Source organism: Cupriavidus sp. CuC1 (assembly GCF_044627735.1).
GTDB lineage: Bacteria > Pseudomonadota > Gammaproteobacteria > Burkholderiales > Burkholderiaceae > Cupriavidus > Cupriavidus ulmosensis.
The window spans coordinates 1-19,243 of record NZ_JBIUHC010000109.1 but is presented as its reverse complement, the minus strand read 5'-3'; the positions used below and the strand labels follow the sequence as shown (position 1 = coordinate 19,243).

24 protein-coding genes, 2 tRNA genes and 3 pseudogenes are annotated in these 19,243 nt (G+C 64.9%); 6 read left to right on the top strand and 23 right to left on the bottom strand.

Annotated elements, in window-relative coordinates:
- Positions 1 to 163: 163 nt before the first annotated feature.
- Positions 164 to 463 (bottom strand): hypothetical protein, encoded by a 300-nt coding sequence (locus ACGLHR_RS35175; RefSeq protein WP_400099725.1) that lies wholly within the window; start codon positions 461 to 463, stop codon positions 164 to 166.
- 65 nt (positions 464 to 528) lie between these two features.
- Between ACGLHR_RS35175 and ACGLHR_RS35170 the strand changes: the two are divergent.
- Together ACGLHR_RS35170 and ACGLHR_RS35165 are read left to right on the top strand one after the other, a co-directional pair.
- Positions 529 to 726: pseudogene (locus ACGLHR_RS35170) on the top strand (winged helix-turn-helix domain-containing protein); the annotation flags it as partial.
- Positions 723 to 986 (top strand): hypothetical protein, encoded by a 264-nt coding sequence (locus tag ACGLHR_RS35165; RefSeq protein WP_400099710.1) that lies wholly within the window; start codon positions 723 to 725, stop codon positions 984 to 986. The pseudogene ACGLHR_RS35170 and the gene ACGLHR_RS35165, both read left to right, overlap by 4 nt.
- A gap of 280 nt (positions 987 to 1,266) precedes the next feature.
- On the opposite strand, the pseudogene ACGLHR_RS35160 reads toward ACGLHR_RS35165, so the two are convergent.
- A pseudogene (locus tag ACGLHR_RS35160) lies at positions 1,267 to 1,458 on the bottom strand (TIGR00645 family protein); the annotation flags it as partial.
- Between the two features lie 82 nt (positions 1,459 to 1,540).
- A complete protein-coding gene (locus ACGLHR_RS35155) occupies positions 1,541 to 2,485 on the bottom strand; it encodes a DMT family transporter (RefSeq protein WP_400099708.1) in 945 nt (314 codons plus the stop codon).
- Between the two features lie 354 nt (positions 2,486 to 2,839).
- On the opposite strand from ACGLHR_RS35155, the gene acs reads away from it, so the two are divergent.
- The 3 genes from acs to ACGLHR_RS35140 all read left to right on the top strand — a co-directional run bounded on the left by acs (position 2,840) and on the right by ACGLHR_RS35140 (position 7,112).
- Positions 2,840 to 4,822, top strand: a complete 1,983-nt coding sequence (acs, locus tag ACGLHR_RS35150; RefSeq protein WP_400099706.1) for an acetate--CoA ligase — start codon at positions 2,840 to 2,842, stop codon at positions 4,820 to 4,822.
- Between the two features lie 85 nt (positions 4,823 to 4,907).
- On the top strand, positions 4,908 to 6,959 hold the full coding sequence (locus tag ACGLHR_RS35145; RefSeq protein WP_400099704.1) for a VC_2705 family sodium/solute symporter: 2,052 nt from the start codon (positions 4,908 to 4,910) through the stop codon (positions 6,957 to 6,959).
- Between the two features lie 62 nt (positions 6,960 to 7,021).
- A tRNA-Ser gene (locus ACGLHR_RS35140) sits at positions 7,022 to 7,112 on the top strand.
- An 81-nt stretch (positions 7,113 to 7,193) separates the two neighbouring features.
- Here the strand turns inward: ACGLHR_RS35140 and ACGLHR_RS35135 are convergent.
- The 10 genes from ACGLHR_RS35135 to ACGLHR_RS35090 form a co-directional block, all read right to left on the bottom strand.
- Positions 7,194 to 8,306, bottom strand: a complete 1,113-nt coding sequence (locus ACGLHR_RS35135) for a tyrosine-type recombinase/integrase (protein WP_400099703.1) — start codon at positions 8,304 to 8,306, stop codon at positions 7,194 to 7,196.
- Positions 8,306 to 8,518, bottom strand: coding sequence for a DUF4224 domain-containing protein (locus ACGLHR_RS35130; RefSeq protein ID WP_400099701.1), 213 nt, complete (start codon positions 8,516 to 8,518; stop codon positions 8,306 to 8,308). The genes ACGLHR_RS35135 and ACGLHR_RS35130 overlap by 1 nt, the downstream gene beginning before the upstream one ends.
- Positions 8,502 to 8,768 carry a hypothetical protein gene (locus tag ACGLHR_RS35125; protein WP_400099700.1) on the bottom strand — a complete coding sequence of 89 codons (267 nt, stop codon included), beginning with the start codon at positions 8,766 to 8,768 and terminating at the stop codon, positions 8,502 to 8,504. The genes ACGLHR_RS35130 and ACGLHR_RS35125 overlap by 17 nt, the downstream gene beginning before the upstream one ends.
- Positions 8,761 to 9,102 (bottom strand): dATP/dGTP diphosphohydrolase domain-containing protein, encoded by a 342-nt coding sequence (locus tag ACGLHR_RS35120; RefSeq protein WP_400099698.1) that lies wholly within the window; start codon positions 9,100 to 9,102, stop codon positions 8,761 to 8,763. The genes ACGLHR_RS35125 and ACGLHR_RS35120 overlap by 8 nt, the downstream gene beginning before the upstream one ends.
- Positions 9,099 to 9,554: a hypothetical protein gene (locus ACGLHR_RS35115; protein ID WP_400099696.1), complete on the bottom strand. Its 456-nt coding sequence runs from the start codon at positions 9,552 to 9,554 to the stop codon at positions 9,099 to 9,101. The genes ACGLHR_RS35120 and ACGLHR_RS35115 overlap by 4 nt, the downstream gene beginning before the upstream one ends.
- Entirely contained in the window at positions 9,551 to 10,990 is a 1,440-nt protein-coding gene (locus ACGLHR_RS35110) for an SNF2-related protein (RefSeq protein ID WP_400099694.1), read from the bottom strand. The genes ACGLHR_RS35115 and ACGLHR_RS35110 overlap by 4 nt, the downstream gene beginning before the upstream one ends.
- The gene (locus ACGLHR_RS35105; protein WP_400099693.1) at positions 10,987 to 11,115 is read right to left on the bottom strand and encodes a hypothetical protein; all 129 of its coding nucleotides are present in this window, start codon (positions 11,113 to 11,115) and stop codon (positions 10,987 to 10,989) included. The genes ACGLHR_RS35110 and ACGLHR_RS35105 overlap by 4 nt, the downstream gene beginning before the upstream one ends.
- A complete protein-coding gene (locus ACGLHR_RS35100; RefSeq protein WP_400099691.1) occupies positions 11,112 to 11,390 on the bottom strand; it encodes a VRR-NUC domain-containing protein in 279 nt (92 codons plus the stop codon). The genes ACGLHR_RS35105 and ACGLHR_RS35100 overlap by 4 nt, the downstream gene beginning before the upstream one ends.
- A gap of 9 nt (positions 11,391 to 11,399) precedes the next feature.
- Positions 11,400 to 11,669, bottom strand: a complete 270-nt coding sequence (locus tag ACGLHR_RS35095) for a hypothetical protein (RefSeq protein WP_400099689.1) — start codon at positions 11,667 to 11,669, stop codon at positions 11,400 to 11,402.
- A 337-nt stretch (positions 11,670 to 12,006) separates the two neighbouring features.
- Positions 12,007 to 14,109 carry a DNA polymerase I gene (locus ACGLHR_RS35090; protein ID WP_400099687.1) on the bottom strand — a complete coding sequence of 701 codons (2,103 nt, stop codon included), beginning with the start codon at positions 14,107 to 14,109 and terminating at the stop codon, positions 12,007 to 12,009.
- Between the two features lie 56 nt (positions 14,110 to 14,165).
- Between ACGLHR_RS35090 and ACGLHR_RS35085 the strand changes: the two genes are divergently transcribed.
- Positions 14,166 to 14,588: a hypothetical protein gene (locus tag ACGLHR_RS35085; RefSeq protein ID WP_400099685.1), complete on the top strand. Its 423-nt coding sequence runs from the start codon at positions 14,166 to 14,168 to the stop codon at positions 14,586 to 14,588.
- A gap of 29 nt (positions 14,589 to 14,617) precedes the next feature.
- Here ACGLHR_RS35085 and ACGLHR_RS35080 read toward each other — a convergent pair whose 3' ends face one another.
- The 10 genes and pseudogenes from ACGLHR_RS35080 to ACGLHR_RS35035 all read right to left on the bottom strand — a co-directional run.
- On the bottom strand, positions 14,618 to 14,995 hold the full coding sequence (locus ACGLHR_RS35080) for a hypothetical protein (protein WP_400099684.1): 378 nt from the start codon (positions 14,993 to 14,995) through the stop codon (positions 14,618 to 14,620).
- Complete coding sequence (locus ACGLHR_RS35075; RefSeq protein ID WP_400099683.1) at positions 14,992 to 15,360, bottom strand: hypothetical protein; 369 nt, start codon at positions 15,358 to 15,360, stop codon at positions 14,992 to 14,994. Before ACGLHR_RS35075 ends, ACGLHR_RS35080 begins: the two co-directional genes overlap by 4 nt.
- Positions 15,361 to 15,947: 587 nt before the next feature.
- Positions 15,948 to 16,048, bottom strand: a tRNA-Thr gene (locus tag ACGLHR_RS35070).
- A gap of 40 nt (positions 16,049 to 16,088) precedes the next feature.
- Entirely contained in the window at positions 16,089 to 16,289 is a 201-nt protein-coding gene (locus ACGLHR_RS35065) for a hypothetical protein (RefSeq protein WP_400099681.1), read from the bottom strand.
- Positions 16,290 to 16,301: 12 nt separating this feature from the next.
- Positions 16,302 to 16,688 carry a Gp49 family protein gene (locus ACGLHR_RS35060; RefSeq protein WP_400099679.1) on the bottom strand — a complete coding sequence of 129 codons (387 nt, stop codon included), beginning with the start codon at positions 16,686 to 16,688 and terminating at the stop codon, positions 16,302 to 16,304.
- Positions 16,689 to 16,704: 16 nt separating this feature from the next.
- Positions 16,705 to 17,268 (bottom strand): ssDNA-binding protein, encoded by a 564-nt coding sequence (locus ACGLHR_RS35055; protein WP_400099677.1) that lies wholly within the window; start codon positions 17,266 to 17,268, stop codon positions 16,705 to 16,707.
- The gene (locus ACGLHR_RS35050) at positions 17,265 to 17,462 is read right to left on the bottom strand and encodes a hypothetical protein (protein ID WP_400099675.1); all 198 of its coding nucleotides are present in this window, start codon (positions 17,460 to 17,462) and stop codon (positions 17,265 to 17,267) included. Before ACGLHR_RS35050 ends, ACGLHR_RS35055 begins: the two co-directional genes overlap by 4 nt.
- A complete protein-coding gene (locus ACGLHR_RS35045; protein WP_400099674.1) occupies positions 17,459 to 17,644 on the bottom strand; it encodes a hypothetical protein in 186 nt (61 codons plus the stop codon). Before ACGLHR_RS35045 ends, ACGLHR_RS35050 begins: the two co-directional genes overlap by 4 nt.
- Positions 17,641 to 18,951 (bottom strand): DUF2800 domain-containing protein, encoded by a 1,311-nt coding sequence (locus ACGLHR_RS35040; protein WP_400099672.1) that lies wholly within the window; start codon positions 18,949 to 18,951, stop codon positions 17,641 to 17,643. Before ACGLHR_RS35040 ends, ACGLHR_RS35045 begins: the two co-directional genes overlap by 4 nt.
- Positions 18,948 to 19,243: pseudogene (locus ACGLHR_RS35035) on the bottom strand (hypothetical protein); the annotation flags it as partial. The pseudogene ACGLHR_RS35035 and the gene ACGLHR_RS35040, both read right to left, overlap by 4 nt.

The window sequence follows — 19,243 nt, the reverse complement described above, 5'->3', positions numbered from 1 at the left end:
GAGATGTGACCATGACCTTGAGCGCAATCGGCAGCAACACGTCGCTGTCCAGCCTTTTCCAGACGCAGTCCACCCAAAAAAGCTGCGGTGGCCAGGATGCGTCCAGTAGCCGCGACACCAGCAATTCGGTAAGCAATCCTGCCGATGCGCTGATCCAGGCACTTCAGCAAACGCTGGCGCAGTTGGGCATCACGACCTCGTCGTCCAGCAGGGACGGCCCGACGACTGCCGCGTCCGCCACTACCTCAACTTCCGCCAGCACCGCTTCAGACGCTGCCGCCAGCACCACTAGCGGCACCAGCAGCACCGCGTCTAGCGCCGATGCGTCCGGCAACGCGGTACAGGCTTTTGTCGGCGCGCTGTTCCAGGCACTCGCTGCCCAGGCTGCCGGCACCTCAGCGAGCCAGGGCACGAGCGCTGCGACCAGCGCCGCCAGCACCACTTTGTCCACCGGGACCAGCACGGACAGCGCCAGTAGCTCGGCCTTGTCGACCCTCGAGACGGATTTTTCCGCGCTACAGCAATCCGGTAGCTCGGGATCGAATGCATTTCCGCGACCGCAGCCTGGACGTGCCGGTCTGGCGCTTGCGCCGCGTGATCGAGGATGATCCATCGGTACCCCGTTATATCCAGACCGTGCGGGGCCGCGGCTACGTCTTTGTTCCCGGGCTCGACGCGTTCTGCGCCGACGAAGCCGATGACGTCGACGAAGCGCCGGACGCATGAAGAATCCGTTCAATACGCTGTTTGGGCGCATGGCGGTGCTATCCGTCTCCGTGCTCGTCATTGTCCATCTGGGCTGGACCGCGCTCATGTTTCACCTGCGCCCGCATGGCCAGGCGGACAGCATGGCACGGGGCATCGTGCTTGCGCTGGGCACGCTCGACGGGCGGCCAGGCGCCGGCTCGGGGCAGAAGCCGGGCGTTGCCATCCGGCTTGCCGCGCTTGGCACCGAGCCCGCCGCCGGCCCGCTGCCGGAGCATTAGCCGACGCCGCCGAGCAGGCCAAAGCCGCGCGCCCTGACGAGGGCTCTCCCTCTCCCCTCATGGGGAGAGGGCCGGGGAGAGGGGTGGTTTGGCTAGGAGCCACTTGAAGCGAAGCCCATGGTGTTTTCCAGCACGCAGGCGTAACGAGCGCCCGCCCTCTCCCCCAGCCCCTCTCCCACAAGTGGGAGAGGGGAGCACGACAACGCAGATCCGGCTTTGTCAGCAAGCTGACCGCAGCCTTGGCTGCGGTTTCCTGGCGCCGGCCTATGGCCGAACCACATCAGTGGGCCGTGCCTTGACTGTTTTGATGGCCACCGGATTGGGCGGGATGCGCGGGATGCGAAACCAGCTTGTCCACATAGGCCATGGCCACTGCCGACAGCAGGAACGACAGATGGATAATGACCTGCCTGATGATGTGCGGGGCGCGCTGGTCGGCGTCGATGAAGGTCTTGAGCAGGTGGATCGTGGTTGGTTGAAAGCTGGCTGAAAGAGAGGGGCCGCGATTGTACATTGCGCAGATTTCGCAAATCCGAGGCTTTGTCAGTGCGCGGCTAGTCGGCGTTGCGCGCCTCTTTCCTGCTGGCGCGCCATGCCCGGCGGGCCAGCGGCCCGGGCCAGCTCGCCAGTGCGATGCCGGCCAGCACGCAGGCGAGCGCCACGCCGTGCGGCCAGCCTGGCGTCTCCCCGAGGAACACGATGCCGTAGGTGGCGGCCGCGATCGGCAGCACCGCCGTGAACACGCCCGCCATCTGTGCCGGCACATGGCGCACGCCTTTCATCCACAGCCAGAACGAGAAGATGCTGGCCGACAGCGCATACCAGAGCAGCATCCACCATATGCTCGCGGGAACCGATGCCATGTCGAAACTCAGCAGCGGCATCAGGCCCAGCGGCAGCATCAGCAGCCCGCCGATCAAGTGCGTATAGGCGCAGATCTCGATGGCCGCCAGGGTCTGCGCCAGGCGCCGCGAGAGGATCACGTAGATCGATTCGCAGATCACCGCGCCCATGATCATCAGGTTGCCGAGCAGCGCATGCTCGCCGCCGCTGTCACCGGCGCCGCCGCCGCCATGTTCCGTGCCCCGCGCCACGTTCAGCACCGCGATGCCCGCCACCGCCAGCAAGACCGAGAACACCGTGCGCCGGGACAGCCGTTCGCGCAGGATCAGCCACGAGAGCAGGGCCACCGTGGCCGGGATGGTGCTGGTGATCACGCCTGCGGCCATGGCGCTGGTCAGCCGCACGCCGCCCAGCATCAGCAGCGTAAACAGGAACGTGCCGAAGAAGGCCTGCAGGAAGAGGTTGAGCCATTCGCCGCGAGAGACGGCGCGCATGCGCGCGGGGCGGTACCAGGGCGCCAGGCACGCAATGGCGATGGCGAAGCGCAGCAGCGCGAACAGCAGGATCGGTACGTAGGCGACGATGGCCTTGCCCAGCCCGACATTGCTGCCGACAAGGGCCATTGCGGCAATCAGGAAGAGGGCGTGGATGGGCACGGGGTCTGGGTGGCGGCGCTGTTTGGTCGGATCTGGCGGGGATCGGGCCGGGATCTTGCGAGCGCCGGCCGGCGGGGTCGCGGTGGCGCGTTGCGCTGACCATATCTGCCCGCGAAGTCCCGCAATGCCGCAGCGCCGCGTTCGGGATAGGGCTCGCGGCATTATAGCTGTGCTAGCCTAATGGAGAAGGCTGCACATCCTTACCCACGCCCGGCCGTTATTCATGGTGCGCTGCAGCAGGCAGCGCACGGGTGCCGGCATGCGTGCGGGTTGGGTTTGGCAGCGTCAGGTTTAAGTAAGCCGTCAAGCGTAAGTTCGCAGCCAGGCAGCCACGCTATATCAGGAGACAAGCAAATGTCCGCCATCGAGTCCGTGATGCAGGAGCATCGCATTTTCAATCCCCCGGCGTCGTTCGCCAAGCAAGCTGCGATTCCCAGCATGGAGGCTTACCAGGCCTTGTGCGACGAAGCCGAGCGCGACTACGAGGGTTTCTGGGCACGCCACGCCCGCGAGCAACTGCACTGGACCAAGCCCTTCACCAAGGTGCTGGACGAGAGCAATGCCCCGTTCTACAAGTGGTTCGAGGACGGCGAGCTCAATGCCTCCTATAACTGCCTGGACCGCAACCTGGACAACGGCAATGCCGAGAAGGTGGCCATTGTCTTCGAGGCCGACGACGGCACCGTCACCAAGGTCACCTATCGCCAGTTGCATGCCAAGGTCTGCCAGTTCGCCAACGGCCTCAAGGCGCTGGGCATCAAGAAGGGCGACCGCGTCGTTATCTACATGCCCATGTCCGTCGAAGGCGTCGTGGCGATGCAAGCCTGCGCGCGCCTTGGCGCCACGCACTCGGTGGTGTTCGGCGGCTTCTCCGCCAAGTCGCTGCAAGAGCGGCTGGTCGACGTGGGCGCGGTGGCGCTGATCACCGCCGACGAGCAGATGCGCGGCGGCAAGGCGCTGCCGCTCAAGGCCATCGCCGATGAAGCGCTGGCGCTGGGCGGCTGCGAAGCCGTGAAGAGCGTGATCGTGTACCGCCGCACCGGCGGCAAGGTCAACTGGGCCGAAGGCCGCGACCGCTGGATGGACGACGTCGCCGCCGGCCAGCCGCCGACGTGCGAAGCCGAACCTGTCAGCGCCGAGCATCCGCTGTTCGTGCTCTATACGTCGGGCTCCACCGGCAAGCCCAAGGGCGTGCAGCACAGCACCGGCGGCTACCTGCTGTGGGCGCTGATGACGATGAAGTGGAGCTTCGACATCAAGCCCGACGACATGTTCTGGTGTACCGCCGACATCGGCTGGGTCACCGGGCACACCTACATCGCCTACGGCCCGCTGGCCGCCGGCGCCACGCAGGTGGTGTTCGAGGGCGTGCCCACTTATCCCAACGCCGGCCGCTTCTGGGACATGATCGCGCGCCACAAGGTCAGCATCTTCTACACCGCGCCGACCGCGATCCGCTCGCTGATCAAGGCGGCCGAGGCCGACGAGAAGATCCATCCCAAGCAATACGACCTGTCCAGCCTGCGCCTGCTGGGCACGGTGGGCGAGCCGATCAACCCTGAAGCGTGGATGTGGTACTACCGCAATATCGGCGGCGAGCGCTGCCCGGTGGTGGACACCTTCTGGCAGACCGAGACCGGCGGCCACATGATCACGCCGCTGCCGGGCGCCACGCCGCTGGTGCCGGGCTCGTGCACCTTGCCGCTGCCGGGCATCATCGCGGCCATCGTCGACGAGACGGGGCAGGACGTGCCGAACGGCAGCGGTGGCATCCTGGTGGTCAAGCGTCCGTGGCCGTCGATGATCCGCACCATCTGGGGCGACCCGGAGCGCTTCAAGAAGAGCTACTTCCCGGAAGAACTCGGCGGCAAGCTGTATCTCGCCGGCGACGGCTCGATCCGCGACAAGGACACCGGCTACTTCACCATCATGGGCCGCATCGACGACGTGCTCAATGTCTCGGGACACCGCATGGGCACGATGGAAATCGAGTCCGCGCTGGTCTCCAACCCGATGGTGGCCGAAGCCGCGGTGGTAGGCCGCCCTGACGACATGACCGGCGAGGCCATCTGCGCCTTCGTGGTGCTCAAGCGCTCCCGCCCGGACGAGGAAGAGGCCAAGAAAATCGCCGCCGAGCTGCGCAACTGGGTGGGCAAGGAGATCGGCCCGATCGCCAAGCCAAAGGACATCCGCTTTGGCGACAACCTGCCCAAGACGCGTTCCGGCAAGATCATGCGGCGCCTGTTGCGCTCGCTGGCCAAGAACGAAGAAATCACCCAGGATACGTCCACCCTGGAAAACCCCGCCATCCTGGACCAGTTGAAGCAGGCACAATAACGCGGTCATCCGCCTCTGCCGGCGCGCCTTGCGCGTGCCGGCGGTTTCCTTGCTCGCCCACCCCGCCTGTCCAACCACTGCTCCCATGCCTGACGAACAGTCGCGCTTTCGCCGACGGCTGCTGCTGTACTACGGCTTGTTCACGATAGGCCTGTTCGTCTTCATCGGCATGATGGGCCTGCTGGAGCATTCCAGCGGCGATGCCCTCTGGCTTGGCTACGTATTCCTGTTCGTCACCATCGCCATCTATGCGTGCATCGGGCTGATCTGCCGCACCTCCGACCTCAATGAATACTATGTAGCCGGCCGGCGCGTGCCCGCGCTGTTCAACGGCATGGCAATCGCCGCCGACTGGATGAGCGCGGCATCCTTCATTGGCCTGGCCGGCATCCTGTTCGCGTCGGGCTACGAAGGCCTGGCCTACGTGATGGGCTGGACCGGCGGCTATTGCCTGGTCGCGTTCCTGCTCGCGCCCTACCTGCGCAAGTACGGCGGCTACACCATCCCCGACTTCCTCGCCGCGCGCTATGGCAATGGCAAGCCCGGCGGCAACATGCCGGTGCGCGCCATTGCCGTGCTGGCGGCTTCGCTATGTTCCTTCGTCTACCTGGTGGCGCAGATCCAGGGGGTAGGGCTGATCGTCACCCGCTTTATCGGCGTGGAGTTCGCCGTCGGCGTGTTCTTCGGCCTGGCCGGCATCCTGGTGTGCTCGTTCCTCGGCGGCATGCGCGCGGTGACGTGGACCCAGGTCGCGCAATACATCATGCTGATCGTGGCCTTCCTGGTCACGGTCTCGATGATCGCGTGGAAGCATCACCATGAAGCGCTGCCGCAACTGAGCTACGGCACGCTGCTGCAGCAGATCGACACGCGCGAGCGCAGCATCGAGCGTGACCCGGCCGAACAGGCCGTGCGCGAGTTCTACCGCCAGCAGGCCATCCAGATGCAGGATCGCATCTCGCGGCTGCCGCGATCGTTCGACGAGGAGCGCAATGCGCTGGCCGCGCGCTTGCAGGATCTGCGCTTGCGCAACGCGCCGCTGCGCGAGATCAAGACGGTGGAGCGCGAGCGGGTGGAGTTTCCGCGCGACGTAGCAGCGGCCCAGCAGCAATGGAACCAGCAGCGTGAAGACGCCCTGGCGCGCAGCCAGCCCTCCACGCCGTCGACCGAACCCTATCCGTCGCCCTCCGAGGAGGAGCGCAAGACCAAGCGCCTGAACTTTGTGTTGCTGGTGTTCTGCCTGATGCTGGGCACCGCCAGCCTGCCGCACATCCTGACGCGGCTCTACACCACGCCGTCGGTGAAGGAGTCGCGCAACTCGGTCGCGTGGGCGGTGTTCTTCATCGCGCTGCTCTACGTCTCCGCGCCCGCACTCGCGGCGCTGGTCAAGTACGAATTCCTCCAGCACCTGGTCGGCACGCCATACGCGGAACTGCCGCAATGGGTGGTGCAATGGCGCAAGGTCGACCCGCCGGTGTTCGGCATTCGCGATGTGAACGGCGACGGCATCGTGCAATGGGCGGAGATCCTCATCCAGCCCGACATGATCGTGCTGGCCGCGCCGGAAATCGCCGGCTTGCCCTACGTGATCTCGGGCCTGGTTGCCGCGGGCGCGCTGGCGGCCGCGCTATCCACCGCCGACGGCCTGCTGCTCACCATTGCCAACGCGCTGTCGCACGACGTTTTCTATCACATGGTCGACCGCACCGCGAGCCACCAGCGGCGCGTCACCACCGCCAAGATCGTGCTGCTTGGCGTGGCGCTGTTTGCCTCTTACGTCACCTCGCTGCGTCCCGGCAATATTCTCTTCCTGGTCGGCGCGGCGTTCTCGCTGGCCGCGTCCAGTTTCTTCCCGGTGCTGGTGCTGGCGATTTTTTGGCGCCGCACTACAGCCGCAGGCGCGGTGGCGGGCATGGTGGCCGGACTCGGGGTGGCGGTCTACTATATCTTCGTCAACTACCCGTTCTTTACCCGCATGACCGGCATTTTCGGCAATCGCTGGTTCGGCGTGGACCCGATCGCTTCCGGTGCATTCGGCGTGCCCGCCGGCTTTGCCGTTGCCATCCTGGCCAGCCTGCTGACGCCACGCAACGCGCCGGTGATCGACCGTCTCGTGACGTACTTGCGACGCGGATAGGGCCTTCGAGCACGAAACACTAGATTTGCGAAACAACACTCTGATATACTCGCGGACTTGCTGGAGAGATGGATGAGCGGTTTAAGTCGCACGCCTGGAAAGCGTGTATAGGTTAATAGCCTATCCGGGGTTCGAATCCCCGTCTCTCCGCCACTTATACTGTAAGGCTTTGCGGGTTAGCGGTTCTTAACCTGTGGGTCATAGATACGGGGCTGGGTCATTGGAAACAATGGCCTAGCCCTTTTTCTTTGCCTGGAGCGGGGCCACCAGTTCGGGCTTGCGCCGGTAAATCCGCTTCGTTGTGCTGCTGTCGGCATGCGAAAGCAACGCCTGGGCGTGCTCCAGCGTGTCGGCGTCACTTGCTGCCTTGGCGCGGATGTCGTGCTCAGTGAAGCTCTGCGTGATCTTCGTCTCCGCGAGCACACGCGCCATGAAGCCGCGCCACAGCGATTCCCACCCGCCTGCCCGGCCCGTCTCCTCGTCGAAATAGCACTCACCTTTGAGGGTGCAGAACAGCCACGGCGAGATGTGCACTGGGCGCGCCGCCAGCGCGTCGGCTACCGCCGCACGCAGATCGTCGTTCCAGGTGTAGACGGTACGCTTGCCGGTGCTGTTGGCGGTCTTGTGGCGCTGGATATGGATCCCATCGTCCTTGAAGTCGACGGCGGGGCGCAGGCGCAGCAGGTCGCCGCGGGCCATGCCGGTTAGGCTCTTGAGGCGGATATAGGCCTGCGCTGCGCGCACGCTGCCCTTCTTCCGGCGAGATTGCAGCGCCAGGCATTCGTCCAGTTCCCAGTCTTCGACATAGCGGTCGCGCGGCTTTGTACCCTTGAGTCGCGTCTCGCCCAGGAACGGGTGCCGGTCAAGGTACCCCCATTCCACGGCCTTGGTGTAGGCATGTGACAGCACCTCGATCTCGCGGCGCGCGGCCACTGGCGCCTTGACGCGGGCAGTGGTGCCGTCGGGTTGCTTCCTTTCCTTGGTGCGTGCGTCGATGTAGGCATAGACGTGGCGCGGCTTGATCGTCTCAAGCGGCCAAGTGCCGAACTGCACACGCAGCTTCTTGATGCAAAGCAGATGGTGGCGCCGGGTAGTTACCCCCTTGGTGGGCACTTCTTCGAGCAGATAGCGGTCCAGCAGCTGGCCAATGGTGTTCGCCTTGATCGGGGTGCCTAGCCGCTCGGCCCACGTCTTGTAGGCCTCCGATAGCGTGCTGCCCAGTCGGAAACGCTTCTTGCCGTCCCAGTGGGGTTCGAGCCCGGGCGGAACCCGGTAGAAGAAGGCACCGTGGTGCACCTGCCAGCGTGCCGGCAGGCCCCGGTTCTCGGTCTTACGTGGACGCGGCATTACATGATGCTCCGGTCGATCTCGTACTCTTTCTGCTTGCGGGCCACCGGCGCGCTGACGCCGAACACGGCTTCGATGTGGGCGCGCAGGACAACGATACTCCCGTCCGCGCGGACGCGGTGCTCGATGCCCAGGGTGCGGAGAGCTTCCACCTGCGTGCGGCGGTGCGTGCGCTTGGTCAGCTCGCGGATCTCGTCATTGGTTAGAAACATCGTCGAAGTCCTCCATGGCTTCTTCTGCCGACGGCAGTGCTCGGCAGTTATGCAGCTTGAGCCGGTTATGTTCCACTCGCTCGTTCTCGAACAGGCGCCAGCCTTCGGACTCCGCGCGCCAGCGCAAGCCCGACATGCCGCACTCCTTGCACGTCACGTGGAACTGGCTGCGGCGAGGGGTACCCCAATGCCAGGCGTCCGGCATCGAGTCCGTCATCCGGTCGAGATGGTCGTCTGCAATGTCACCCACGCTCGTTCTCTCGCAACAGCAGTTCCAAGCGCGCTAGCGCGTTCCACGCTTCGTGCGCGGCGTGCAGGTGGCCGTAGTCAGCATCCACCGGGCCTTCGATAGCGGCCTTGCAGATGTGGCGCGCCTCGGCGTCTCCGTACCGGTCCACCCCATTGGGCACCTGCTCCCAGCCGTTCCAGGCGTACTTGGCCGCGCCCGAGGCGCTGACCTGCGCCACTGCCATGCAGGCGCGCGGGAAGTACTCCAGCAGGCCGCGCCGCACCGGAGCCTTGCCGGCGTCAAGCTTGGCGCCTGGCTCGTGGGGGTTACGTCCTGTGGGATCACGCTCGCTCATTGATTGTCCCCGTTGAAATAATCCTGGTAGTACACCTTGCCGGCCGGGTTCGGCATGAAACCCCAGCGCTGCTGGTACTTGCCGGTGATGAACAGGGTCCAGGCTGTCTTGCCTTCTGGCACCTCCAGGCGGTGCCACGACTTGGCGCGCCGGAACAGGATCGAACCCGGGCCGTGCCACTTGCGCGCCTCGCCCTGGTACAGGCCGGAGGCATCATAGACAGGCGTCACCTCGGTGTAGCCGCCGCGCAGGATGACCGTGACGTAAGGCCACGGATGGTCGTGAAAGGCGCGGTCGTCGTCTGAGCGCAGGATATGGTGGATGCGGGCCGCCGGCGCGAACCGGTTGTAGGGGATGAGCCAATAGCGCTCCATGTACCCCTTCAAGTGGAAATACGGTGTGCGCATCGCGCGGCGGATCAGCGCATCGACCAGTTTGGGCAGAAGCTTCATGCGTACCCCTTTCTTTTCATGGCTTCGAGGAGCAGGTCCTGCACCTCGCGTTTGGTTTCGATCCGCGCCATCACCAGTTCGTCGATGGTGTCGCGGGCAATCAGGTAGTGGATAAACACTGGCCGGTCGTGGCCGGCCTGCATCTGGCGCGTGGGCCCGACGCGCTCGATGATCTGCAGGTGCTCCTCCAGGTTCCAGTTCAGGCTGAAAAACACCAGGATGTTGCCGCCATCCTGCAGGCTCAGCCCATGGCCAGCACTGGCCGGGTGGGCAAACAGCACTGGGATTTGGCCCGCGTTCCAGTCGCGGATGGTCTGTGGGTCCTTGTCCAGGTGGCGGCCCTTGGGGAAGGCCTTGCGCAGGCGCGCCAGGTCGGAGCGGAAGTGGTACGCCACCAGCACCGGCATGCCGGCCGCTTCCTCGATGACCGACTCCAGCGCCTGCAGCTTGCCGTCGTGCACCTCGACCCACTTTTCGGCGTCCTCTCCCACGTAGGCCGCGCCGTTCGCCAGCTGCAGGCACTTCATGGTCTTGGCCGCAGCGTTGAAGGCCTCGACCTCGTGGCCGTCGATCTGCATGAACATGCGCCGCTCCATGTCCTGGTACAGTGCCCGGGCCTTGGTGGGCAGATCCACGCGGATCAGGTTCTTGATAGGCTCGCGCAGGTCGAACCAGTCGCGGGCGTCCAGCGACATGCATAGGTCACGCATGCGCCCCTCGATCTCGGATTGGGCGTGCGGCAGTGGCTCGGTGCCGAACCCCTGATGCTTGGGCTTGAACCAGCGCTGGGTGAAGGCGTCGAACGTCCGGCCAAGCCGCGCGCCCTGATCGAGGAACCACGCTTGCCCCCACAGATCCTGCAGGCCGTTGGGGGAGGGTGTGCCCGTCAGCTCGATGAAGCGCGTTGCGTGGGCGAAGGCCACCCGTGCGAGGACGCGGGAGCGCTGCGCGCCGGCGCCGCGCACGAACTCCTTGCCGGTCTTGCTCACCTGCTTGCTGCCGCGCCAGCCCTTGAGCTTCGTGGACTCATCGCTGACGATCCGCCGGAAGGGCCAAGGCATGCGCTCGGTCCGTAGCGTTTCCTCGAGCCAGGGCAGGTTCTCGTAGTTGATAGTGAAGATACTGGCCGACGGCATGAAGGCGCGGGCCAGCGCGCGGGTGCGCGCCTTGGCGTCCCCGATGATGGGGACCACCTCAACGTTGCGCAGGTGCCCCCACTTGCGGGCCTCGTCCGGCCAAGTGGATTGGGCCACCCGCAACGGCGCGCAGACCAGCGTGGGGCCGGGCTCGACCAGCTCGATGATATCCAGCGCGTTCATCGTCTCGACGGTCTTGCCCATCCCCATGCCAGCCCACACCCCGCAGCGCGGCGTCTCCAGAATATGGTTCTGGATCAGCTTGCCGTACGGGCGGGAGGTGAAAGTGCGGAGGGTCACGCGCGCGGCTCCTGGTCCTCGTCGAAGCGCGCCAAGTAGCGGCTGTGCGCAACGATCGCGCAAACCACGATGACGGCCAAGCTCAGCGCGAACCACAAAACGAGGGCGATGTCGGCGATGGTCATTGCAGCGTGCCTCCGATAAAGGCCTCGACAGCCTCCAGGCTGTCGATGACCAGGACAGGGAACCCTAGCGCCCCCAGGCGGGTGTGCTCGCGCGCCTGGGCCTCGGTCGGCTTCTGGCCGGTGGCCTTGCATTCGACGAAGGTGGCGCGCCCGCCAGGCAGCAGCACCAGTCGGTCGGGCACGGCCCGGCGCTGCGGGCTGGTGAACTTGTAGGCCGTGCCCCCCACATCCTTGACCCGTTTTACGAGGTGGGTCTCGATTTTCGATTCGAGCATTGGTAGCTCCTATTTCCTGCGACGGATCGCGCGTTGCTGCGCGCGGACTGCGGCCAGCGAGTTGTGCATGGCTGCGATGTCTTCGTCGATCTGCTCGATGGCGGTGCCGGCGTCGAACGACTCGACCAGTTGGAGAGCCTGCGCTGCCCGGTCAGGGGAGCCGTGCGGCAGGGTCTTGATATGGGCAGCCTTTGCCGCGATCTCGCGCCAGTCGCCTGCCCGGTTGATTGCTTCCCCCAGTTTGAGAATGACCTCGGTCGACAACCCCTCAATACGCATTTCTCTATCCTTCTTGTTTGTGTCGCTAGACTTTAGCAAATGCTGAAAACTCACGCAACTCAGAATTAGCACTTTTGTTCGTTTCTGGCACCGTCTCGCCTGCGGGGATGGGAATCGATTCGGGCACCAATACAGTCAGTGTCGTTTTAGATAGCGGCTGTGTATCTTGGTTTTATGTCATCTGATGTGGTATGAAACTGTACGGGGCCTAGGGGCCATCATTTAGTGGGGTAGCCCTTAGCTACATTAGCAACAAAACAGCAAATGACGTTAGCAAAATGGTAGGTGCTGCGCGGATACGTATGCATATACGCCCATATATCTGTCTTGCAGGGCCTCAGTCCTTGCGGTAGCGGTAGGCCTCGAAGCCGGCCGCAGCCAGCGGCAGGCCTTCGGCCCATGGCGGATTGGCGGACATCAGCGCGGCCAAGTGGTCGGCGTTGAAGTCCGGCGAGTCGGGCGCCTCGGTAATGATTTCGTCGTGCACGGTCAGCACAATCTCGTAGCCGGCTGCCTCCACGTGGGGCATGCTGGAAGCCAGCACGTCGCGCGCGGCGGCCTGAGTCACGTTCTCCACCAGCTTGCCGCCGTAGGACTTGATCCGGCTCCACTTGCGGCTGTACTGGTTGACGCCCATGTAGCTGAACTCGCCCTTCTCGCTGACCTGCGGCGAGGGGTAGCAGAGGAACCGACCGGACGGCAGCCGGATGCGCAGCCAGGCGCCATCGCGGCGCACCTTGAGCCGGCGGCAGGTGATCGTGGTGCCGGGCGCCTGCGTGGCGCGCACGGCGGCCGCGCCGAGTTCTTTCCACAGGGAGGTGACTTCGGGGTGGGCATACCGCCACGAGCGCTTGAACGACTCGCACACCAACCATGCGCGCTCGGACAGGCCGAAGGTGCTGCGACGCTTTTTTAGCGTCCACTGGTACATGCCGCGCGCTTCGTCCAGGATCTCGGCCGGGATGGCGGCGATCGCCTGCTCGGCCATCTCCTCCAGGTCGAGGTTGTACGCCGCGGCGAAGGTCAGGAACGCGCCGACACCGCCCTCGTAGCCCAGGGCCAATTCCTGCACCTTTCCGACCTGGCGTTGGTTTTTGTCGACCGCCTCGGGCTTGATGCCGAACGATTTGGCATAGGCTAGCTTGTACAGGTCATGGCCGGTACCGGCGTCGTAGTCCCGGAACGCCTGCAGCTTCCACTTCTCGCCCGCCAGCCACGCCAGCTTGCGGCCCTCGATGTTGGACAAGTCGGCCACCACCAGCTTCTTGCCGCGCGGCACCACAATGCAGCCCCGGATGGCGGCGGATGCCAATTCCATCACGTTGTCGGAAATCAGGTCGGCGCAGCCGGTCTTCATGGCCTGGATGCCATCGTCGATCGCGCGCTGCAGCGCGTCATCGCGCAAGTCTCCGACGGCGGGGCGCGGCATGTTGTCGGGCTGGAACAGCCGGCCAGCCCAGCGCCCTGTCCGGCCGGCGCCGCAAAACTGCTTCGTGCCGCGCAGCTTGCCGTCGCTGCTGACCGCGCGGATCAGGGAGGTGTACTTGCTGGTGCTGCTGGTGCTGGCCTGCAGCCGGATGGCGAGCAATTCGCGCAGCGCCCACGGCAGCGACTGGTCGTCGATGCGCCGCTCCAGGGTAGATTTCTGCAGGTCGGGCAGGTCGATGCCGTACTCGGCCAGCAGGTAGGCCAGGAGCTTGTCGCGCTTGCGCGCCGACTCCACCGCGCCAGCAGTCATCTCCTGCGTGCGGCCGGCGAGCGCCTTCTGCTCGCGCTCGACCGTGGCGATGGCGGCGTGCGCCAGTTCCACGTCCATGGTCATGCCACGATAGTTGATGCGCTGGTCCAGGCACCACAAGTCGAGCTCGGCCCCCTGGTAATTCCACATCGGGGCCTTCTTCGACGCGGCGCGCATCGAGGTGATGTCGCGTCCGGCGTACTCGATGAACTCGGCCCACTCGGCGGGGTGGGTGTGGCGCGTGGCACGCCCGCGCTTGAGATTCTTGGCCGGCGGGATGCAGAACAGTCGCACCAGTTCGCGGCCGGTCTTGAGCTTGCTTTCCTCCAGCGGTACGCTCATCACCTCGCACAGCGTGCCAAGGGCGCCGGGCAGAGAGTGGGCATAGGCCTGCACCATGGTGTCGCGTCGGCGCGATTGCGGCACGGCCTCGGCCAGCCAGGGCATGGCGTGGCCAATCACCACCCAGTCGAACATGCCGGAGTTGTGGCCCCACCATTCGACGCTGGGATCCTCGGCCGCGGCCACGAGCTCGGCCGGCGGTTTGGGGTTGACCGTCACGTCCCACACCTTGGGCACGGCATCGTCCATGGCGTAGGCAAAGAGTAGGATCTCGGCTTTCTCCGCGTACGCGTGGCTGCCGTGCTTGATAGGCACCGGGCTGAACGTCTCAAGGTCAAACCAGAAGCGGCGATGGCTCATGCGACACCCCGCATATACTTGGCGGGCATTTCGGTTACCAAACAAGGAGAAGAGCAATGAAGCGGATATTGGCTTGTCTGGCCTTGGGGCTTTTGCTGGCCGGCAGCGCTGGCGCTCAGTCGATCACCGCCGGGGATCTTGAACAGAAGTGCACGGCTGCCGATCAAGGGGAGCGCACGATCTGCATCTTGGTCGTGAAGGCGTACCTCGACGGCTTCATTGAAGGCACCGGCAACGGCGTGGTCGGTGTGTACCGTTACGATCCCGCCGTGCTGGACACGGTCAAAGACGTCAAGGCCAAGGACATGAGCCCACGCATTGGCAGGGTGATGGAGCGCTCGACCTGCGTGCAGCACGTCTCTGTCGCCGACATGGCCAACACCTTCGTCGATTACATGCGCGGCAACCCTGGGGCGCGTAGCGGGAACTACCGCACCGCCATGACGCGGGCGATCCAGGCGAAGTACTGCGAGAAATAGCCGGCGGCCGGGGGGCATCGCGGTCATCCTCAGTCCCTGCACGTGGGCGACTTGCGGAAACCACCGCCAATGATCTCGGCGCCATCGCCCACGGCTGCGGTGACCAGGCGCTGGGCCTTCCACCATTCCATCTGTTGTTTCACCTTCGGCATGCACGTCGCATCGGTGTACCCCTTGCGCATCAGTTCGAACGGGCACTGGCCGCTGACCACACCCCACAGTTCTAGCCAGGACAGGCCGCCGCGCTGCGCCAGGCGGTGTACGCTCTGCCCGTGGTTGTGCACCGCCTGGGACTGGTGCTCCAGTACCCAGCGGAAGGAAATCTTGTCCTCCAGGCGCCGTGCGCCATCACGTGAGCCGCTCTTGATGATCGGGAAGAACTCAGGGTTGTGGGGATCGGGGTTCATGCTGCCTTCCTGAACGGGGTGAAGTGCCGGCCTTCCGCAACGCACTGCCGGACGTTGGATTTTTGCGTGCCGCCGACCAGGTGGTCGGGGTTGACGCAAACCGGGTTGTTGCACAGGTGCTTGGCTACCGAGCGCGCCGTCAGGCGGCGGTTCTTAAACACCTCCAGCGAGATGCGGTGCGCCAGCGCACTACGCACCTGGCCTTTGCGCGGACCGCGCTGCCAGCGCAGGCTGATCTTTCCGTAGCCCGAGGCGTTGAAGGCGCCAACCCACAGCCAGCAGGGCGTGCCGTCGTAGTAGGAATCCACAGCCATCACCGTGTTGGCGACGATGCGGTGGCAGAGGTCGGGGTATTTGAATGGCATGGTGGTCCAGGTGAGAAAGGCCTTTGCCGGGATTTCCGCGTTATCTAGTTGCCAACGCCTCGCGGTTTGCGCATGCGCCTCGGTGTGAGTAATCGAACGGGCACCGAGGGGTTAGCGATCCCGGCCGAGATGCCGCGCGGCCATTCGCGGAGGGAGGAAGGGCGTTCCCGCGTTTCGGAGTGGGCTGCATCGGTCCATCAGGTTTTTCGCATCTGTTGGGGCAGCCCACTGCGCAACGCCCGGCAAGGTGGCCGGCGCCCGCTCGATTTATTTGCGCATGGTGTTCTCCCTCTCATTGGCCCGGTCTTTCGGCGCGCCGGGTGTGGCCTAAAACTTTTTGGTGTGTCGCTGCGGCCAGGTTCGATTCATCCGGCGCGCCCTCCGCGTTCGGGCTTTTCGGCGGGTCACGCTACCTGCGCCTAGCCGGCGTCCCGGCTTCCCCTTACTGACGTCGGGCCGACTTACCCTTGATCTCTCCGCCCACCTAAGGGGCGATTCCCGGGTGCTGCGCGTTCGTTGTCATATGGCGTATTCGAGTGGTTAGCCGACCCTTCCCGCGCCCGCGCAGCAACACATCAAAAAGTTTTTGGTGTGGGCTATCGGACTTGAACCGATGGCCTGGGACGTACCAAGAAGGGGTACTGCAGCCCCTCAGGATTCCCCGCTCTACCGACTGAGCTAAGCCCACGCCAAAAACGCCCGGCCCGAAGGCCGAGCAAAAACGGGGTTCATTGAATGAGCTGGATCAGGCCGCGGTCCCGCTTGACCTCGGTCTGGCTCATGGCGGCCTGCAGCATGTCCAGCGCGAGCTGCTGCGCCGGAGTGAGCAGGACGTCGGGCCGGCCCACATCTAGGGCCGGTTCGCTTTGGATGGCCACGTTGGCATTGCCCTCGGGGTCGTCGGCGATGGTGATAACGACGAGTGCCATGTCACACCTGACCTACGCCGTTGCGCGCGGTGGCCAGCAGGAACCCAAGCATGTTCCAGACACGGCTCTTGGCTTTCGCCAAGGCGTACCGCTCCCCGAGTGCTTGGCCGGATCGACGCACGCGGATTCCTCGATCATCGTGAAGCCGTTGCGCAGCGTCACCATCACGACTGTGTGGTTGCCCATCCGGGTGGATTCGTGGCCGACAATGAAGTCGTCGACCATCTGCTCAGGAACGCGGGAGCCGTCGTCGCCTTGCAGCAGGTAAGCGGCTTCGAAGGTTTCCTTGGGGCTCCAGGAGGTATAGCCATCCGGGTACTTCACGGCATAACCGGGCTTACCCTCCTTCTCCTGCTCCCAGGACACGATCTGTTTCGTGCCGATATAGTGCTGAGTCATGGTGTGTCCTTGAGGGTTACGCGAAGGCGTCTTCGGTCTCGGCATCCGCGCCGGCGCCCAGGTCTTCGAACTCGCTGCCATCGGTCTTGCTGGCGCCGCCGAAGCTGTCGCCGTCGCGAGCGAACTGCACACCGATCAGGCCGCAGCGGATGCCGGCGTATTGGCCTTCCTGGGCGTAGATGTCGACGCTGGCGTTGACGTAGCACCCGGCGTAGGGCTTGCCGCTGGCCTCACCGAGCGGTGCCTTGTTGGTGTCGATCACCAGCACCGGGCCGTCGGTTTGCTTGCGGTGCGACGACAGGTAGAACATGCCCTGGAACCCGTCGTATTCCTTGAGGTTGCCGTCGAGGTAGCAGAACTTGTTGCTGTTGCCGCGGAAGCTCTGGAGCAGGCTGGCCGCCTTCTTGCCGAACTTGTCAGCGGCCACCTTGGCGATGGCAGCCTCGATGGCTTTCTCGTTCGCGCTGCCCGGCTCGATCAGCAGGGTGGCGCTGTAGCGGAAGGGACCGGCGCCGTCGAACTGCTTGGCAGTCCACAGGTCAGGGAAGGCAAGGCGCACGTCTTTGAGTAGGACTTTCATTGCTGTGACTCCGGTTGGAAGTACTCTGGAAATTGCGTTTTCACGCGCTTGATCGCGGCATCGATCGCCTTTTCACGGGCGAACGGATCGTTAGGGTGAGACCGCGCGGCGGCCGCAAGCGCCGCGCTGGCCTCGGGTGGGAGTGCCGACAGCGCGATGGTCTTGCGCTGCGGCGGCTGGCTGAGCTGGTTCATCGTTCGGGCTTCGTGAGTTCGATGCCAAGCGCGACACCGAGCACGGCGGGCAGCCCGACCATTGCGAGGATGGCAAACGGCATCCACCAGACGTGGCCGTCGGTCTTGTCTGCGGCGATGGCCATGGCGAACCAGAACGTGCAGTAGGCGCCAAGTGCAGCAGCGAGGAGCAGGCGGGTCATGCGAACTCCTCGCCGGTCGGAGCCGTGGCTGCAGCGTTGGTCTCGTCGGAAAAGTCGTCCGCCGGCGGCGAGATGACGATCGCATCGCGCGGGTCGCTGGCCGGGGCCACCGACTTGCCGCCCTCGGATTGGCCAATCATGGGTTGCAGCTTCGCCCACTGCCGATCGCCCAGTCGGCCGGCCTTCTTCAGCTTCTCGGCGGCCGGCGGCGTGATCAGCTTGAACTGATACATTTCCTCGACCTTGAGGCGCATGGCCTTCAGCACGGTCTCCGCTTCGTGCTCGCTGTTCCAGCTGCGAGCGCCCTTGCGGCCTTGCACCAGTTTGTAGCCGGGCACCTCGCGGCCAGCGAGCAGTTCGATCTCGACGGCGCCGCGCACCGACTTGCACCAGGACTCGATCAGGTCGATGGCCTTCATGGCCTTGCTCAGTGCCTCTGCGGTTTTGGGCGTATAGGCCTTGAGCGACATGGCCTTCTGTTCGTCCGACTGGGCAAACGTGGCGATGTTGTCGAAATCGCTGCCGACCTCGTCCTGCACCCGGCGGGCGAGGCCCGGGCACGTGGCCTTGGCCTTGCAGAACTTGCACTGCTTGTCGCCCGGCACCAGGTCGCTTTCCACCAGCGTGGTGGTGCTGTCCACGTAGGCATAGGCGCGCTCAGCGGCCTGGCGCAGTTCCTCGCCGGTGGCGAGCAGGTCCTCGACTGAGCAATCCCACTCATCCAGGTGGTTCAGGCGCGGCTGGCTGATGGTCATGCGCACGCGCTTGAAGTCGCCCAGGATCTCGAAAGCGCGCAGGGCGCCCAGCGCATAGAGCGCCATCTGCTTGTTGGGCTTGCGCGGGCTGTTGGGGTCGGACGGGTCCACCGCATAGCTGGCGAACACCTGCACGCCGCGGCCGCCTTTCAGATCCGCGATGTGCAGTTCGTCGTCGCGGATGATGACCGCGTCCGACGTGCCGAAACACTCCGGCACCACGTGGCTGATGTCGAGGCGCTGCTCGACCAGCAGCTGCGCGCCGGTGGACGCCTCGCGGATATAGTCGACGTAGGTCTGCGCCGTCTCGCACATCTCGCGGTCGCATTCCACTGTGCGGTGGGGGGCGACATCGATACGGCGGCCGAGGTAGGCTAGGGCGTCCGTCTTCTCAGTCAGGCACATGGCGGAGACCGCGTGGCACGCGGTGCCCCAGTCGCTGTGCTCGTTGCTGTTGTCGGGTTGGCTCGCCTCGAGCACCACCGAGCCGAAGCAAACCGACCAGCGGTCAGCCCCGGACGGAGATAGGCGAGCGTGGGAGGGTTCGCTCACGATTGCACCTCCTCGAACTTGCCGCCTTCGTTGACGCGGTACTTCGTCTCAGCCTTGATGCCGTCCTCGCCCACGTATGCCACGCGAGTCCGGGAGCGATTCGAATTCGCATCCCACTGCTGGATGCGCAGTTCCCCGCCTTCGCCAGCGGTGGCCGTGCCGCCTTCGCCAGCGGTGGCCGTGCCGTAATTGCCAGCGGTGGCCGTGCCGCGATAGCCAGCGGTGGCCGTGCCGCCTTCGCCAGCGGTGGCCGTGCCGTAATTGCCAGCGGTGGCCGTGCCGCGATAGCCAG